Raw genomic sequence first — 17,910 nt, forward strand, 5'->3', positions numbered from 1 at the left:
AACCGATCTCACGCCGGAGCCCGTCGATGCCCTGGACCCAGCTTAGCGCCGATGAGCGTTGGAAGATCTGTCACTGGCACCTGGCGGGCTGGAGCGATGCTCAAATCGCCCGTTCGCTTGGGCGACACCGCGCCACCGTCGGCCGGGAACTGGCCCGCAACCGCGGCAGCCGTGCCTTCAACGATCTCGGCTGCATGAAAGGCTACTTCCCCCACGATGCCCAGCAGAAGGCGAAGGCGCGTCGCGTGGTCGCCAACGCCCAGCGGGCCCGGCTGGCGGCGAATCCGCTGGGCGACTACGTGCGGCAGGGGCTGATCCGCTTCTGGTCGCCGCAGCAGATCAGCGGTCGGCTGAAACTGGACCACGCCAGCGACACGACGATGCGGATCAGTCCCGAAGCGATCTACCAGTGGGTCTATCGTCAGGCCCGCCTGGGCGCGACGTGGCATCGGCAACTGCGACGGGGTCGACGTCGACGCAAGCCGCAGATTCCCCAGCGAAACAAGCGCAAAACGCACTTCCCCGGTGCGGTGCGCATCGACCAGCGGCCTGCCGTAGTCGAAGCCCGCAGCCGGTTGGGCGACTGGGAGTCGGACACGGTCGTCGGCTCACGCCCCGGCCGCGCGGCGCTGGCCACGCATGTCGAGCGCAAGAGCCGGTACGTCGTGATCCGCAAGCTCAAGGACCGCCGGGCCGTCACCTTCACCCGCGCCACCGTGCAGGCCCTGGCTCCGCTCCCGGCCGCGCATCGGCTGACGCTGACGGTGGACAACGGCAGCGAGTTCGCCCGCTTCACCACACTGGAGAAGCGGTTGAAGTTGAACGTCTACTTCGCCGAGCCGTACAAGGCCTGGCAGCGCGGGGCGAACGAAAACACCAACGGCCTGATCCGCCAGTTCTTCCCCAAGGGCGTCGACCTGCGCCCGGTGCCAGTTCGCGAAGTTGCCAAGGTGCAGGATCTGTTGAACAATCGTCCGCGAAAGTGCCTGAACTACCGCACGCCCGTCGAGGTGTTCGCCCACGCCCCGCCTGTTGCGCTTCGGAATTGAATCCACCCAGCATGAGATATTCTAAAAGCTACGTTAGTTCGTGTGCGACGTCGATGACGCCTTGCGAGCCACGTAGGTCGCCATGCCAGCGATCCACTCGGCCCATCAGGGCAAGCCGGTGCGCATCGAAACGCTTGGTCAGCCGACGGCATAGTCGGGCCGAATGAACTTCTCGAAAGGTGACACATGTCCGATCAGGCACTTCAAGTGGCCGGCAGCGCTCAGGTACTCGAGGCCCGCGTGACGTTTTCTCATCAGCCGTTCGTAAGGCCGCTGGTGCTGAGCACCGGGCCGATCGCGTCGATCACGCAGGCCGACGCGGTGGTGCGTGTCCGCGTGGGGGAGGTGGAGGCCGAGGGACGCGGCTGTATTTATCTCAGTGACTTGTGGGCCTGGCCGGACCCGGCGGTGGAGCACGCGGACCGTGACGCAGCCATGCGGGCGTATTGCCATGACGTCGCAGAACGTCTGCCACGGATAAGCGATCAACTGGCGCATCCGCTGGCCATCGGCCTTCGTCTTCACCACGACGCGATCGAGCAGTCGCCGACCATGCAGCCGGCCACACCCCCGGCACTGGCGCGGTGTGTATGCGCAAGCATCTTCGACGCGGCGGTGCACGATGCCGTGGGCCAGGCGCTGGGTGTCAGTGCGTTCGATCTTTATGCGGCCGATCAACCTTTGCCGGAGGCCGACGCTGCATTTGGTGGTGTCGGCCGCACCTTCGCCGCCATCCGGACGATGTTCAGCTCGCCGCCGCGCTCGCACAGCCCGGCCTGGTGGATCGTGGGCAAGGCGGACGACCTGGAGCAGGATGTTCGCCCGCACATCAAAAAGCACGGCTACTTCGCATTCAAGCTCAAAATCATGGGCCGGAATGCGGATGAGGATGCCCAACGCGTCGCCGAGGTATACCGCGCCGCCCGAGACTGGGGCATCAATCAGCCGCGCCTGACCATCGATTCCAACGAAGCGAATCCCGACGCAACAAGCGTGCTCGACTTCCTCGATCGCCTGACATCGATCGACCGCGACGCCTGCGCCGCATTGGAGATGATCGAGCAACCGACCGGCCGGGATATTCAAAAGCATGCGTTCGACTGGTCGCCCGTCGCGGCCCGCAAGCCGGTGATGGTGGACGAGGGGCTGATGACGCTGGACTCGATGAAGTTGGCTCGCGAGCAGGGCTGGTCAGGCTTCGCGCTGAAGACATGCAAGGGACACAGTTTTGCCTTGGTCGCCGCCGCCTGGGCTCAGCAGCACGGCATGGCACTGTCGTTGCAGGATCTGACCAACCCGGGCTTGAGTGCGGTGCATGCCGCGTTGTTCGCAGCGCGCGTGCCAACGATGAATGGCGTCGAGTTGAACTCGTCCCAGTTCACCCCCGCTGCGAACACCGACTGGCTCGACCGTTTTCCCGATCTGTTTCGCGTCCGCAACGGGATGCACCAACTGCCCGTCTCCACGACCGTGGGGCTAGGTGGACACGCGCTACCATAGCCGGGTGATCCCGATCGCTCTCGTTCACCTTGTTGCTGAACCAACGTGGACCACATGATCGCCTCACGCGCTGTCGGTGGTAGTGCCGTAGTAGTCCACCGAGCCGTACCTGGCACAACCACCTCACCCTCCTGCGCCAGCTACAATTCTACAGGCGTCTCATTGCCCAATACCTGCTGCGGCCGTTCTTCGTGACAGATGGAGAGGTAAGAGGCGTATGAAGCACTTCACACACGGCAGTCGTGAATGCAAAGTGAAACAGGTCTCCCCTGTCATGGCATACTTTCACCTGCCTGATTCTCCAGCAGGTGTACGATCCGGATCAGGTTCCGCGGGAGATGAAAAGCACATTTGATCCACGTCCCCTTGTTCGGCGAGCGCGGCGTGCCGCAACGGTTCAGATATTCGTACCATTCCCCGAACGCGTGGTCGGCAAAGTAACGCTGACAGTAATCGTGCAACTCCAGAAAGCGCTCGAAGGCGACCGCATCGTCGCGCGTCACGGCCGTCAGCAGCAATGCGTACATCGCCTCGGAGTGAACCCACCACACCTTGTCGTCCCACCGCTCGCCCCAGGGAGTGACCGTTTCCGTGCCCGGCGGCTGGTGTCCGAAGGCGTCGACGAACGCGAGCAGGCCCCCATGCTGTTCGTCATAGCCTTTGCGGAACATCCAGTCGCACATCCGCGCGCTCTTGTCAATGATCGTTTGATCGTTGCGAGCGATACCCTCCTCCATGCAGAACCAGCTCACCTCCAAGGCGTGGCCGGGGTTGAGCATGCGGCCGGGCAACGCGTGCATGACACTGCCATCACGGTGGAGCACTTCGAACACGACACGGTGTTCTTCATTGGCGAAGGTGTTGAGCACGTCGTCCAGGCACCGGTCCAGCAGAGGCCGGAGGCGGTCCTCCCCGATGATCGGTCGAACCAGCGGAGCCAACCCGATCAGCATCATCCGCGGCGACATCCAGAACAATTTCGGATCGAGGTTGAAATGGTGAAACTCGTTGAAGTTCGGGTCTTCAAAGGCTTGTTCGAGACGGGTGTACGTTTCGGCGATCAGCGCAGCGTCGTCCTGCACGCCCGAAGCCACCGCATACGCGCACAGGCCCATCAGCACGCTGCTGTCGGTAAAAAACGACGGTGTTTCGTTGATCGGCTTCCCCTGGCGATTCAGCAGGTATCGCCAACGGCCCTCGCCGATGTACGCGTGACGCACGAGAAAGTCACGACCCACCTTTGCCAGTTCGAGCCATCGCGGATTGCGATCGATCTTCTGATACAGTTCCGCGAAGGTGTACGTCTGTCTGCCCTGGCACCAGATGTTCTTGTCCGTACCCGTGCAGTGGCCCAGGCGGTCGTGCGGCACGAGAAAGCCGCCATGTTCGACGTCTTCCGTGCGGTCGGCCCAGAAGCCGATCACGTCGTCAAGCAGATGCTTGCGGTAAAAGCGGGTCAGATGCGGGAGAATCGCCGTGGTGCTGTTCATGCACAGTCCCTGCCGATCGGTTAGCGTTGAGTGCCGAGTCAGATTTTTCGCGTGGTTTGGTCAAGCAGTTCAGTGACGATGGGCAACGCCTTCAGCGCAGCAAGCTGTGAATCATCTGGCCCGCCAAGCGGGTGCGGTGCGAACGTCCCCCGGATCCCGCGCAGATTCATCAACGCGGTAAACGCCGGCCCGAGCGGATGGGTGAGAAAGATTTCCTTGATGGCGGTGAGTTTGCTCTGCCACCGGGCCGCCTCGTCCCAACTCTCGCGCTTCGCCGATTCGACCAATCGCACCGCCCAGTGTGGAGCGATCGCGTAGATGCCATCAAGCTGCTCGCGGTAGCCATGCCGAAACAGCATGTCACTGAGCGCCGGCTCGGCCACGATCAGGCGACACGACGAGCCCGCCAGACGCCCCTGCAACCGCGCCGCCTCGGGCACGTTCGCAGACAACTTGATGCCCGCAATGTTGCGATGCTCCGCCAGTCGACAGACCGTGTCCACCGACAGATGCACGCCGGTCAAAGGCTCGAGGTCGTAAAGAAAAAGCGGCTGCTTTGACGCGTCCGCCAACGTGGTGAAATAGTCGAGATACTGCTGCGGGGTGAATTTGAACATGCCCCCTGGCGCCATGATCACCACGCCATCAATGCCAACGATACCGTTGAGGTAGTCGATGCGGTCCAGCGCCCGACGGGTGCTCAGATCGGTAGCCCCGACGAGCAGTTCAAACCGGCCCCGCGACAGGGCCACGCTATGCTTCACCAGGTCACGCCACGTCGCATCGCTGAGCAAGGGCATTAAGCCCATCGTGCCCGCCACCAGTAAGCCATCGATGCCCGCATCGGCCTGGTCGTCCAGATGCTCCGCCAGCCCTTCCACGCAAAGCGCATCGTCGCCCGTCAGCGGTGTCCCAACAGCAGTGATAAAGCGGGCGTCGATCATTGCGCATCCAGTGCCAGTGAATTGGCCTTACTTCGTCATGGTTTGATTCAACGTCGCGAGCGCTGAGGGGTTCGATTTGAGGTGTTGTTCCAGAAGCTCCGCCACCGCATCGAACCGCCCGGCTTCAAGCAGATCGCAAATGCGTTCATGATCGCGCAGTGTCTGGGTCATCGCACCGCGACGCTCCGCCGGCGTCATGTACTCGCTGGCGATGATCAACAGCGGCGCCTGGTGGTAAGCCCGGATCATTCGACGGTTGTCCGCCAGTTCCACCAGTCCCTCGTGAAACTTGCGGTCCGCCTCGGCATGCCCCACCGGCATGTCCAGTTCCACCATCTGCCGCATCACCTGGCAGGTGGCGCGCAGTGCCTTGGTCCCCACCGGCTCGCCCGCACGCGCCAGCCGACGCAGGGCACCCCGCTCCAGCGCCAGACGCAGTTCCAGAACTTCGTCCAGATCCGCCTGCTCAAGGATCGGCACGAAATACCCCCCGCGCGCACCGGGCATCAGCAACCCCTCATGTGCTAACAGCACAAACGCCTCGCGCAACGCACCGCGATGCACCCCCAGCCGCTCGGCCCACTCGGTCTCACCGAGCCGCATCCCCGGCCGAAGCCCGCCATGCAACAGCATCGACCGCAGATGACGGTAAGCCTTCTCGCGTTGTAAGGATCGCTTCATATTGACGGTCAAATAGTACTATTTTTGTCGACAAAAATCAAACGCCTCCCTCGCCCTATTCGCATATGTCCGACGCAGGCATGCGGCGGCTTGGCGGGGTGGAACGATTTGCTGAAGTGAGGTGTCGCGGCTGACGGAGGGTTTAGGACGATCCGCAAGTGCATTGCGGACACTGATCGTGACAAATGCACGCGAATCGCGCCTCACCAGCCGTCACCGACGATGCGGCAATAGACGTTCCGTTCAATGCGGCCGCTTACTCCGCAGGATCTCGTTCTCAACCTTGAGGTACTGCACCTGCGCCGCCAGCTCACGGTGGGGGGCGTGAGCGACTATCTTCAAAAGCGGATGGAACAGTTTGGGCATCGGGTATAATCCCCTCTCTTGCGTCCCTACGGCGGGTGTCGGAATAAACGAACACCGCCGGAACCGAGCGTGGCGGCGGTAGGGGAGGCATCGGCCTGCACCACGACCAAAGCCAGCCCTCCGCGACTTTGAGTGGCCAAAAAAACTCTCTGGTTCGTCATGTTCGTCACAGGCCGCTAAGCGCAACCCACCGACGCAGGACCTGCATTTCGTTGCGCTCGACCCCTCTACAGGGCTCGAACCAGTTCACGCTTTTTTAACGCGCGACTATGGCCGCCTCAAAAAAGTGTTTAACAGAGTCAAAGGCTGAAATAATCCGTACTTACGCTGCGCGCGAACTGGCTAAATCAGGGGTGTGTTGCTGTTAAAAGAATGCGCGAACTTTTCGAGAGAAATCCCGTTTGATGGGTTGCGCACAGGGAGGTCGGTCAGCGTTCGGATTGCCTCCGATGGAAACTCCTCGTGGGCTCGCACCGTCGCCGCCAAGTCAGCCGTTCAGATGGTTTTCGTCGACTGATCGGGGGAAGCGTTTTCGCCTGCTGGTGAATAGCGGCACCGAGGCCAAGAACGTCGCCGCCCGACTTCGATGATGAACGCATCGTCGTAGTCGCGGTCGATGTTTCGTCACCACCTTCATCGCCGTCTAGACCAGCGCCCACCGCAGCCGAGGCGAGCCCTGCTTGGAGATGGGGCCGGTGCGTTGCTTGTCGCCACTCTGAAAACTGCGCGTCGTGAACGCTGACATGGAAAAAGCGCAGCCACCTTTTCAGTTGATCCGGAAACCCTTGCCGTGGCGCTGCCTGTGAGGGCTGGCCAAGAAAATATAAATCGTGATTTATCAAAAATATATGGATGATGGCTCCTCCTGCTTCAGGCGTATTTCGCAGCCTTCCAGGCACGCTATATCGCCGTAGCCGTGCGTTTTTTTTCATATACCTCTTGTGTGCGCCCGTAGCCTGAGGTATTTTTGGAATTAGGTTTCGGAAAACAAATACCATTTTCTACGGAGGTCACGTTATGCAGAAAGTCACCGGTCTAGTTGTGGGCGTCGTCGCATGTTCAATGACCCTGAGCACTGCCTCTGCAGCGTTGGTTGTAACGGAGGTTGTATCGGAAGATTGGTCGGGCCAATCGGTGGGCGATACCGCCGACGAACTCGTGCAATGGGGTGGGCTTGGAAATGCTGCCAATGGCATTATTGTCGACACTGGCGGGGGGAACCTTGCGATGCAGTTAGGTCAAGGCGCGGGCTTCATGAAGGGTGGGCTTGAAATGGGAGATGCCTTGGGCGTGACGATGCAATTCGATTTCACGACTCCCCAAGGAAGCGATGGTTGGTTTGGCATCTTTTACCGCGATACCAGTTCCAGCGTGAACCCGGTCTATCGTGTTCAGTGGAATACCAATCAAAATGTAATCTTTATGAGGAAAAATAACACCAATCTCGCGAGTTACAACGTCGGTTCCGGTTTCTGGGCCGGCGAAACCCATACGATCAACTTCGAGATTACGTTCGACGATGCGAACAATCAGAACCTGCTTGAGCTTTTTGTAAATGGCGAATCACGAATGACAGCCGAGGACAATGGCGGGGCCGGTGATGAACGTCGGCCATTGCCAACTGACAACTCCTCCATTCAATTTTTCAATTACAACTATGAAGCCACCGCAAGCAACCTTATCGACAACATTATTATTTCCAAGACGATTCCCGAACCAGCCAGCCTGTCGCTTCTCGCCCTTGGCGGCATGACGCTTTTGTTCCGCCGTGGGCGCGCGTGCGCCGCCTGATGCTTTCGGCTACCAGGATTCGTTCTTCGCCGTAGCTCACACGCGGACGATGGTGCTTACACTTCCGGCATCGTCCGCCTGTCGAGTATGGTGGATGTCAGCCAGGCGCTGGGTGACGAAGCGGCGGAAGCAGGAGGAACCATGGGCCAGGTGTTACGTGCGGCAACGATCGACAACGTGGCAAAGCAGGCGGGCGTGGCCAAAGCGACCGTGTCCCGAGCGATGCGAGGTAGTCCGGGCATTGCCAAGACCACTCGGGAGCGGGTGCTCCGCGCCGCCCGCGACCTGAACTATCGCCCTTCGCTTACGCGACAGACCCGCGGCCGAACGCGCACAGGGCAGGTTGGCTTCCTCGCCATCTCCGAGTTGCCGCCTCGAATGGAAGGCCAGCTTGGCGGTTCTTATCTGGATGCGATACTTCACGGGTGTTTGACGTATGCCGAGCAGGCTGAAACCAGTGTCGTCATTTGCCGTATGTCGTTTGAGCAAGTCGAAAAAGGCGAATGGCCAACGGCACTCAGGCGAGGTCAACTCGACGGCGTGGTATTGCGAGGCTGGTGGCAACAGCAAGTCTCGAGTTGGCTGAAAGAGAATAAGGTTCCCTGTGTGTTGGTGGACTGCGATCAGTACGTTTCGAGCCTGCCGCAGGTGCAGATCGAAAACATCCAGGCGATGGATAGCCTGGTGGATTATCTGACGGAATCCGGATCAAAGCGCTTCGTGACGATCACGGGGGATATGGAACACCTGAACGCACAGGAGCGGCTTGCTGGCCTTCAGATGGCGCTGGTGCGTCGAGGCCTGACGCTTCCGCCGGATCAGATTGCGGTCGAACGCGGCTTTGATGAAGCCAGCGGCCAACGGGGCGTGCAAACGCTGTTGAGCCGGAACGTCGGGTTCGACACGCTCGTGTGCCAGAATGATCTTATCGCCTACGGCGCACTGCAAGCCTTGAAGCAGGCCGGCCTCGTTGTGCCCGATCAGGTTCGGCTCACCGGGTTTGACAATATGGATGTCGGCCATCGATTCGACGTGCCGATCATCACCGTGGACCCCCAGCCCGCTACCTTGGGGCGAGAGGGCGTCAAGCTCCTTTTGCAGACAATTGAAGGCGATTCCCTTCAACCGGTGCATCTACGCCTGCCGGCAAAATTGGTGGTTCGAACGTAACGCCGGAAATTGGTTCCAGCCTACGTGGCCGAGCAGTTCAGGTTGCTGCTTGATTTGTGTGGTGTTCTGCGCTGCAATCGCCTTGCGGCTCAAGGAAAATAAAGCGGCTTTCGCATTGAATTGCGGTTGACACATCTGACCCATCAAAATAACATATATATGTTATGCATGTTTAGGCCGGCTTGGGGCCGAGGAGATGTAACATCGCCCGTCCGCTGTACCAAACAATCAGTGAGCAGCTTCAGGCTGACATCGACGCTGGTACCGTTCAGCCAGGGGGTAAGCTCAGGCCGGAGCGGATGTTGGCCGAGCGATTCGATGTTTCCGTAGGGACGATTCGGCGCGCCGTAGAATTGCTTGAACAGCAGGGGATTGTCTCCCGCCGCCAAGGCATCGGCACAGTGGTTACGGGGCGATCAGCCACCCGCACGCGGTCGCATCCTCCGGCCGTATCGAAACCAATTTCCCCTCAGATTGTCTGGGGCCACGGACGCCCTGTGGCGAAGCAGGAGCTGGTTGATCAGGTTTTGTGGGGGCAATATCGGAACCGCATCCGAACGCGAACAGTCCGCGAACTGGATCCCAAAAGCGGAATGACGCCGGAATCGTGGCAGAGATGCGATGTGCTCCAGGTTTCCACTTTCGACCTGCACATGGCCGGCATGGTGTCAGAGTTTGAGCCTGTCCCGGCCGACCTATGCAAAATCGCCTCCGCGTGTTTTGCGCCTGAGGTGTTGGAGCAGTGTTGTTCACATGATGGGCAGTTGATGATGCTGCCGATCATCACGAACCCCACGGTCTGTTATGCACATCGTCCCGCTTTTGAAAAAGCCGGCCTTGCGTTACCGCTGGCTGGTTGGTCATGGCCGACATTTGTCGAAACCTGCCGAACGCTAAGGGCGTCGCATGAACGTCCCTTGGGGCTGTTTCCTGTTTCGGGGTTGACGTTCGAGCCGATGATGTGGGCGCATGACTGTGACTATTTTGATGCAATCGGGGGCGTAAGCCTGCCCAGGGAGTCGTTTCATCGCTCAATGTCCCTGCTGCGAGAGCTGTTGAACGAGCAGTTGTGTGTCGATATGTATGAGTTACTCCACACGCCGTGGGACTATTTACGCAGCGGCAATATCTGCTTGACTTTCATGGGGCCGGACCTGACACGGACACTGGGCGATGCCTTGCCCGACTGGTCGCTGGTACCGTTGCCGCACAACGGTTCGCCTGTAACACCGGTGGTCGTCTTTGGCCTGGTCGTACCGCGCGGGCAAGCGGATACCGACCGGATATGGGATTTGCTACGTGACATGTTCGCGGATGGCCGGTTTTCAGCGCTTGGTGAGGTGTCCAAGATTTTCCCCGCCCACATCGACGGGCAACATCGTTGGGCGGGAAATGGCGTTCAAAACGCGAATATCATGCGTCAAAGCCTTGAGCACAGCCGATTTCTGCCGGCTCGAAAAGGCTTCATGCGCTGGGTGATGCCGGTTTATCGTATTCTTACCCAAGTGATGCATGGCGAAACTGACATTGAAATCGCACGATGCGAAATTCGTCGGCTCCTTCAAGAATCAAGAATTCATCGGCACGACCTTCTTGCCATCACATGACCCGTTTCTCGGGAGGCTACCATGCGCAATTCATTCATATGCACATCGACAATGAACGACTCCGAAAACCTGCATTTCGGGCGATCGGTTGTTCTGCAAGGACGCCCTGTCATGCCAGATCAGATTCGAGGCTTCACCATCATCGAGTTGCTTGTCGTAATTACAATCATTGCGTTACTCGTCGCTATTTTATTGCCTGCCTTATCGAAAACGAGGGAAGCCGCTCGGGCGATCAATTGTGGCAGCAATCTTCGGCAGGTCGGCCTCGCAATGCAGATGTATCTCGACGATAACAACGAATACTACCCGGGCGAGAGAATTTGGCTGAGCAGAGTCATTACGTACCTGACTCCCCACAACAGTCATTATTACCACGGTGACATCTTTCAATGCCCCACGGATGAGTTGCCTAGCCGATACCACAGCCCACCACACTGGAACTTCTTTAACTCCTATGGCTACAACTATCTCAACCTTTCTATTTTCAAGGGGGTGGACGATCCGAACAACCACCGCTTTGGCCCTCATTTCTCAAAAATCACACAGCCTTCGTACCTGCTTGTGCATGCCGACAGCGGCAGCGGGGAAATGGGGATGACACCAACGAACTGGCATGTTGTTTCGAATATGGCAGTTATCCCTCAATCTCGTCCCGCTTCCAGACGTCACAACGACGGCAGCAATCTTCTCTTCGCCGACGGGCATGTGGCGCACCATCCGTACGAGGAGTTTGGTTATCTCGAGGACGATTGGAAGTTCTGGAAGCTCGCGCCGAATTGATTGCCAACACTGCAAGTCAGATCCGGAACATCTTCCCAGTGCGCTGCGGCCCCGAACGTGTCTCGGTGTGCTTCTTAATTGAAAACTGTTTTTTGATCGGATTCAAGCATGACATACGGGCGTCGCATGATGGCTTTCGTGGCTCTATCCATTTCCGTGGCAATGTTCTCACCCTGTGAGTACGGAACATCGGCGCATGCGGCTGCTGCATCAGACGGCGACGTGGCGTTGGTGCTCGACTTTGACCGATATCCGATCACGGCCGGGCCTGCTGGCACGACAACCGCGGTAACCGTATCGCCGCCGAAACGCGCGCTGCGCCCACGCGACAGTGCGGTTGGACAGTACGTTACGTTTGATGGTCGCGATGATGTGCTCGTGCTCGATTCACTGTCGCCGGAGTTGAAGCAGACGCTGGCCGGCGCCTTCACGCTGGAAATGGACATGATGCTTAAAGCGTTGGGAATGCGTCCAACGCCCACGATCCTTGAAGCATTTGGTTCCGAAGGCGAACTGGTGCTGCGCGTCCGCATCATCTATCTCGGCTCCGGCGACAAGGAAACGCGTGTGCAGGTTACATACCACAATCAGGACGGCAAGCAGAACCACGTGCTGATGCACAATAGTTCGATCATCGCTTCGCCGGCCTCGCAGCGTATTCCAAGCGGACAGTGGGTACACGTTTCGGTAACGTTTGAACCGGACCAGGCGGTTACGCTGTTCATTGATGGTATTCGCAATTTCAGCGCGCCGCTTGAGGGGCGACTCGCTGAGATTCAGTCCATTCGTTTTGGTGGAGACAATGACCGACTGGATCACAAATTTATTGGGGCGTTGGATCGGTTCCGCATTACAGCCGGAATACTGCATGATCGCGATACCTCGGCATTGATGGTAAAGCAAGGGCAGCAGCGGATGCGGGCAAGCTCACGAGAAAAGTGGCGAGAACTGCTACGTACGCCGCAGGCCGACTGGCATGACCATCACCCGCGACTGATCATCACGCCTGCCCGGCTGGCGCACATCCAGCAGCGACTTCAGACAGGGCGCGGTCCAGAGTTGCTTCAGCGGTTTCTCGAGGAATGTAATGCATGGATCGACCCCGAGTCCCCGCAGTATTACGACCCTCAGACGTTTGAGTTGCTGCAGGACCGATATCATCAACTCATACCCGCATTGCTCTGCATGGGGACGCAACTGTCGGGTAATCCAGCCTACGCGGAGCGTGCGGGTGAAATCGCCATGGCGGCCGCCAAACATGTGGGGTATGACGAGGTGGCCGCCAGCCGCGGCCAAATCGCCAATGTCGCAGGGACCGCCATGATGCTGGCGCTGGCTTACGATTGGGGATTTGATCATTTTACGCCTGAGCAGCGGAAGGAGGTGCGTCTGGCGCTGATGGAAATCGCGGCAGGCACATACGATCAACTGACTGATCCAATGACGCGTCATTTGTGGGTGCTGAACTGGAACGCCATGGGCATTAGCGCGCTGGGCCTGTCCTCATTGGCCATTGCCGACGAGGTCGATGCGCCTGTGCTGAAGTGGCTTGATCACGCAGAGCGCCTGGCGTCAGAATATGCGAATTTTGCCGTAGGAAGCGACGGCGGATTTCACGAGGGGCCCGCTTACTTCTTCTATGGTGTCCAGCACCTGATGGTTTTCTTTGAAGCGCTGCACAGTGCCACCGGGCGTGATCTGTTTGTTGAATCGAACATGTCAAAAATCATGGACTACATGGCTTACATGATGCTGCCGGGCGGCCGAGCGTTTATGAACAACCGCTTCACCTATCCCGGCGCCGGAAATGTGAGGCATCGCCATATGCCGCTGATATTCAGGGATCGTGTCGACTCCGACTCGCCCGAGTGGTTCTGGCAGCAGATGTACGAGGAGGACAAGTTTCCCATTGGCTCGCAGTTACTCGGACTGCTCTGGTATCGTCCGACAGGCGAAGAACTTGAAGCACCAGATCTACCGTTAGCCAAGTGGTTTCGGGATACAGGTCTCGTCGGCTTTCGATCTGGCTGGGGAGAAGACGACATCGCAGGCATCTTTGATGCACACCGTACCTGGCTGGGGGCGCATGACCAACTTGACGATGGGCAATTCACGCTGTTCGGCTACGGTGGCAGGTGGGTCGTAGAATCTGGTGGCCGCAACCTTTCCAATGCCGCCGACCGTGATGCACAGAATCTCGTCACGGTCGAGGGTACACCGTCGCCACCGAGAACGCACAATAACTACTGGACTGATTCATACATTACGGATTTCTGTCACGATGATCGCATTGCCACTGCCACCGAGGCCGATCTCGCGTCGAGCTTTCAGTATGGTTATGGGTGGCGAATGGAGACGCTGAATCAAACACGTGAACCCAACACACGCGATCGCTTTGATCTTGCTCGGCGACAACTGGTCTTCATGCGAGAAGAAACGGCACCGCCGTATCTGCTCGTGTTTGACGAGCTGCGCCAAGATGATGATGAACACAAGTACACATGGCATCTGCATACGGGGGAGAACAATGCCGTGCGCCTCGTTGGGAACCGTGCGATCTTGACACAGCCGAAGGTCGCGCCGCAGTTCTTGTCTCACCCGCTTCAACCCGGCTGGGAGCCGGGTCCCAAGCCACGCACTGCTTCGTCGGGTCTCGCGGAGTACGAAGTGCATATCCCTCGCGATGGGGAATACGTTCTTTGGGGCTACGGTCGTGCCGGTACTGCGCAGCCGGGAGGCATGGATTCGTTTTTTATCACCTTTGCCGGCAAAGAACGTATGGCGTGGTCTGCCGGTTGTCCGTTTGTATATAAATGGCAAATGGTTAATAACGGTGAGCCAGATAACGTCTTCAATCTGAAGGAGGGCTCGCATACGCTTACCGTGACGTTGCGTGAACCTGAATCGCGCGTTGCTAAGTTCATGCTCACAGCTAAGGGCGAATCGCCGATATCGATCGACAGAGGGAGCGGAGACACTTCGCAAGGCATTGTGATAGATGCCGCTGATCCCGTTCGACTTCGTTCACCCTTTCAGATCAGTCGCGAAGAGGAACGTACGCTCAAACACGCACGTGCCGACGTCTGGTTATTGACGCCATCAGCAGATCTGGAAGCCGAGCCGTTTCTGCCTCAGCAAACTCCGATCCGCGCCAGGCTCCGCGCCAGCACAACTGCCAAACACGCCCGTTTCCTCGCGTTGATTTATCCACACCGGCCTGAGATGCCTCAACCGGAAATCGAGCCAATCACGATCGACAATGGTCAAGCCTGGCGTGTCCGCTGGCCGGACTGCGAGGATGTGATCGTGATGAATGAGGGCGACACCGTTACTACCCACGGATTTACCTCAGATGCCAAAGTGTTGATCATGCGCTTTGTGGATGATCAGCTCACTGCTTATGTCATGCAGCATGGCCAAACCTTAACAGCATCGGATCATAGTGTCAGATTGACGTTAAGCGGCGGACCTGGCACAGCTATGTACAGCGCTGATCACCTGGCGATCAGCGGCAAACGGGTGAACGACTTCGCGATCACCGGTTGGGCGGTAGAACACGTCACGGCTCATGGGAAACCCGTCACGCTCCAGCGTGCAGACAACGGCCTCAAGTCTGAGATCGATGTAATCCCCAAGCCCGTACTGAAGTGGTAGAGCAGCGGCATGTTGTCCGCGAAAACCTTTGCAAGTCGCTCAGATCAATGCAGCAAGCCCGGTCTTCCGTCAAGTCGGCAGCATGGTCCAAGCATGAGAGCAAGACCTTATGGCATTTACCTTCGCAATTCTGACTGACTTGCACTACGGTGATCCAGGCCCACTTGCGGAGCGACGCGGTGAACTGGCAGCCGTCCTGCTGCAACGAACAGTGGAAAGGCTCAACCGATTCGTGAAGCCCCATCTTGTGGTCGTCCTCGGCGACCTATTGAATCACCCCGAAGTGGAGCGGGCGACGGAGGACTTGCACGAACTTCGCAGTATTCTGGACGGGCTTGCGTGCCCCTACCTGGCGATCCCCGGCAATCATGATTTTGCTCCTGCGCAGTTCTATGACGTCATGCCCGAACCGGAAGCCATCACCCAGATCGATGATGTTCGGCTGCTCTGCTTTGCAGATAGGGAGGAGCCCGGCTGCCACGCCCGCCGCACCGAAGCCGACCTGGTCAGGTTGCGCAGCGCCCGACACGACGGTTTCAGCGGTTCACTGGTCACGCTTCAACACGTGCCGGTAATGCCCCGCGGTCAGGAATTGATTTATTCCTACACCAATCTGGACGATGTGCTAGCCGCCAGTACCGAGGCTCGTGTCACCCTCAACCTGGGTGGTCACTGTCATCAGAACAGCGGCCTGGTGCATGCCGATGGGACGTATCATCTCGCCGTCGAAGCGCTGTGCGAATCGCCGCATGCCTATGCTTTGGTGACGCTGGCAAGCGATGGATCAATCCAAATGGAGCGTCAGTCGCTCGCCATGCCTACCGCTTACGGGCTAATCGATCTGCACAGTCACACACAGATGGCATATTGTGCCGGAGATGTCCATGTCAATCGGTCGCCGGTTATTGCCGAGGCGATGGGCCTGCGCGGGCTCGCATTCACCGAGCACTCTGGGCATCTCTACTTCAGCAGTGAAGACTTCTGGTCCGGCCGAGCCAGCGCCACCGGCATCGCCGGCGTTCGTGACGAGGATGAGCGGGTGACGGACTACTTCGCGCTCGCTCGTTCCGCAACATCGCAGTTGCCTCTTCTGCTGGGAATGGAGGTCGACACCGATTTCACTGGTTCGCCGGTGATCCATCCAGCCCATCGTGCTGAACTGGAATGGGCGGTCGGCGCCGTTCATTTCATCCCGGCCGAGGCGCAGGACAGTCAGGCGGCATTCGTTGCAGCGTTTCAGCGATTGACGGAGGGGATCTGCGCAAGCGGAATCGACGTGCTGGCTCACCCGTTCCGCATTTTCCGCCGTGAACAGCGTGACGTCCCGGCAACGCTTTATCCCTGGTTGGTTGATGTGCTGCGCCGGACGGGCGTAGCCGCGGAAATCAACTTTCACACCAACGAGCCGCATCCGACGTTCGTGCAGATGTGCCTTGAGTCGGGGGTCCGGCTGACCTTCGGCAGTGACGCCCATGAACTCTGGGAAGTCGGTGAGTTCTTCGGCCACCTGAAACTGCTTGAGCGGCTTGGCGTCAGCGGCGATCCCACCCCCTTCCTGCTGACGCCGCAGTGTCTTGCTGCCTTGCTCAAGCCGTAAATATAATCGATGCAAACCAACCTATTTGGCCGTGACCCTTGCGAAGGCTGTGATGTTCATACCCGCTGTGTTCACCGTCGCGATGGTTTTCACAGGAGATCATAAGCGTGATGCATTTTGGTGTAATTGGTGCGGGCGGACGTGGGAGTATTGCCAAACTGGCGCATCGCCCCGACGATGGATTTGAGTTGAAGATCGTTTGCGATACCCGTCATGAAGTGCATAACGAGTACCGTCAGGAGTTTGGCGACCAAGTTATAGCTACAGACGACTGGCGACAGGTCATTGCACGCGATGACCTGGACGCAGTATTCATTGCCACGCCCGATTATCTGCATGAGGAACATGCCGTCGCCGCGCTGGAGCGAGGGTTGGCCGTTTACCTTGAAAAACCAATGGCGATCACGGTCGAAGGTTGCGATCGGATCCTGCAAACCGCCGAGCGTCATGGCGGTCGGCTGTACGTCGGCCACAACATGCGGTTCTTTCCCGTCATGCGGAAGATCAAAGAACTGATCGATGCGAAAACCATCGGCACAGTACAAGCCATCTGGTGTCGTCACTTCATCGACTACGGCGGCGATGCTTACTTCAAGGATTGGCACAGTGAGCAGCGATACAGCACGAGTTTGCTGCTTCAGAAGGCATCGCACGACATCGACATGATTCACTGGTTCGCTGGGGGCCATACGCGCCGCACGGTCGGTATGGGAAAACTTAGCGTCTACAACCAGGTGAACAACCGAAGGGCATCGGACGAAAAAGTTTCCGTCGTTTTCGACAAAGCCAATTGGCCGCCACTGGCGCAGACAAAACTGAGCCCGGTCATTGACGTCGAGGACCACAGCATGATTCTCATGCAACTGGACAACGGCGTACAGGCCAGCTATCAGCAGTGTCACTATACGCCCGACAGCCATCGCAACTACACGATCATCGGCACCGAAGGTCGAATCGAAAATCAGGGTGACTACTCCACTGAGAGTCATCAAGCCGAGGTCAACCTGTGGACCAACCGGGGTGACCAGCATGAAACGATCCGCATTCCATCCACGCCCGGCACACACGGCGGTGCGGACCCAGAGGTTGTGGCAGACTTCCTGCGGTTTCTGGAAACGGGCCATACTCACGGGGCGAGTCCGCTGGATGCTCGGATGAGCGTTGCGACCGGCGTGATGGCCACGCAATCATTGCGGGCGGGAAGTCAGCCCTATGATGTACCTGCCGTTGCTCATCGTGGAAACGCGCATTGAATCTGAATTCTTCCACACGAACAGTAAC

At 58.5% G+C, this 17,910-nt stretch carries 14 protein-coding genes and 2 pseudogenes; 11 read left to right on the plus strand and 5 right to left on the minus strand.

All coding sequences use genetic code 11. The annotated features are described in order from the left end of the window. The first annotated feature begins 26 nt into the window (after positions 1 to 26). Positions 27 to 1,049, plus strand: coding sequence for an IS30 family transposase (locus ACERK3_11260; protein ID MFA9478872.1), 1,023 nt, complete (start codon positions 27 to 29; stop codon positions 1,047 to 1,049). Positions 1,050 to 1,235: 186 nt separating this feature from the next. Beyond that, a complete protein-coding gene (locus tag ACERK3_11265) occupies positions 1,236 to 2,549 on the plus strand; it encodes an enolase C-terminal domain-like protein (GenBank protein MFA9478873.1) in 1,314 nt (437 codons plus the stop codon). A 272-nt stretch (positions 2,550 to 2,821) separates the two neighbouring features. Here the strand turns inward: ACERK3_11265 and ACERK3_11270 are convergent, their stop codons facing one another. The 5 genes from ACERK3_11270 to ACERK3_11290 form a co-directional block, all read right to left on the minus strand. Continuing rightward, entirely contained in the window at positions 2,822 to 4,039 is a 1,218-nt protein-coding gene (locus ACERK3_11270; protein MFA9478874.1) for an AGE family epimerase/isomerase, read from the minus strand. A gap of 38 nt (positions 4,040 to 4,077) precedes the next feature. Then, on the minus strand, positions 4,078 to 4,983 hold the full coding sequence (locus ACERK3_11275; protein MFA9478875.1) for a dihydrodipicolinate synthase family protein: 906 nt from the start codon (positions 4,981 to 4,983) through the stop codon (positions 4,078 to 4,080). A gap of 27 nt (positions 4,984 to 5,010) precedes the next feature. Then, complete coding sequence (locus ACERK3_11280; protein ID MFA9478876.1) at positions 5,011 to 5,664, minus strand: GntR family transcriptional regulator; 654 nt, start codon at positions 5,662 to 5,664, stop codon at positions 5,011 to 5,013. 243 nt (positions 5,665 to 5,907) lie between these two features. Next, positions 5,908 to 6,030, minus strand: a complete 123-nt coding sequence (locus ACERK3_11285; GenBank protein MFA9478877.1) for a hypothetical protein — start codon at positions 6,028 to 6,030, stop codon at positions 5,908 to 5,910. 643 nt (positions 6,031 to 6,673) lie between these two features. Continuing rightward, positions 6,674 to 6,775: a transposase gene (locus ACERK3_11290; protein MFA9478878.1), complete on the minus strand. Its 102-nt coding sequence runs from the start codon at positions 6,773 to 6,775 to the stop codon at positions 6,674 to 6,676. Between the two features lie 272 nt (positions 6,776 to 7,047). Here ACERK3_11290 and ACERK3_11295 point away from each other — a divergent pair, with 272 nt between their 5' ends. From ACERK3_11295 to ACERK3_11335, 9 genes and pseudogenes are all read left to right on the plus strand, one after another. After that, positions 7,048 to 7,821 carry a PEP-CTERM sorting domain-containing protein gene (locus ACERK3_11295; protein MFA9478879.1) on the plus strand — a complete coding sequence of 258 codons (774 nt, stop codon included), beginning with the start codon at positions 7,048 to 7,050 and terminating at the stop codon, positions 7,819 to 7,821. 141 nt (positions 7,822 to 7,962) lie between these two features. Continuing rightward, positions 7,963 to 8,112, plus strand: a pseudogene (locus tag ACERK3_11300) (LacI family DNA-binding transcriptional regulator). 87 nt (positions 8,113 to 8,199) lie between these two features. Beyond that, positions 8,200 to 8,991 (plus strand): LacI family DNA-binding transcriptional regulator, encoded by a 792-nt coding sequence (locus ACERK3_11305; GenBank protein MFA9478880.1) that lies wholly within the window; start codon positions 8,200 to 8,202, stop codon positions 8,989 to 8,991. 182 nt (positions 8,992 to 9,173) lie between these two features. Then, positions 9,174 to 9,386, plus strand: a pseudogene (locus ACERK3_11310) (GntR family transcriptional regulator). Between the two features lie 102 nt (positions 9,387 to 9,488). After that, complete coding sequence (locus ACERK3_11315; protein MFA9478881.1) at positions 9,489 to 10,598, plus strand: ABC transporter substrate-binding protein; 1,110 nt, start codon at positions 9,489 to 9,491, stop codon at positions 10,596 to 10,598. A gap of 111 nt (positions 10,599 to 10,709) precedes the next feature. Next, entirely contained in the window at positions 10,710 to 11,378 is a 669-nt protein-coding gene (locus ACERK3_11320) for a prepilin-type N-terminal cleavage/methylation domain-containing protein (GenBank protein ID MFA9478882.1), read from the plus strand. 108 nt (positions 11,379 to 11,486) lie between these two features. Then, positions 11,487 to 15,032, plus strand: a complete 3,546-nt coding sequence (locus tag ACERK3_11325; GenBank protein MFA9478883.1) for a DUF4962 domain-containing protein — start codon at positions 11,487 to 11,489, stop codon at positions 15,030 to 15,032. A 109-nt stretch (positions 15,033 to 15,141) separates the two neighbouring features. After that, the gene (locus ACERK3_11330; protein MFA9478884.1) at positions 15,142 to 16,629 is read left to right on the plus strand and encodes a metallophosphoesterase; all 1,488 of its coding nucleotides are present in this window, start codon (positions 15,142 to 15,144) and stop codon (positions 16,627 to 16,629) included. A gap of 110 nt (positions 16,630 to 16,739) precedes the next feature. Then, entirely contained in the window at positions 16,740 to 17,882 is a 1,143-nt protein-coding gene (locus ACERK3_11335) for a Gfo/Idh/MocA family protein (GenBank protein MFA9478885.1), read from the plus strand. Positions 17,883 to 17,910: the final 28 nt, after the last annotated feature.

The sequence above is a fragment of the Phycisphaerales bacterium AB-hyl4 genome (genome assembly GCA_041821185.1).
In the GTDB taxonomy this organism is placed as follows: Bacteria; Planctomycetota; Phycisphaerae; order Phycisphaerales; family Phycisphaeraceae; genus Natronomicrosphaera; species Natronomicrosphaera hydrolytica.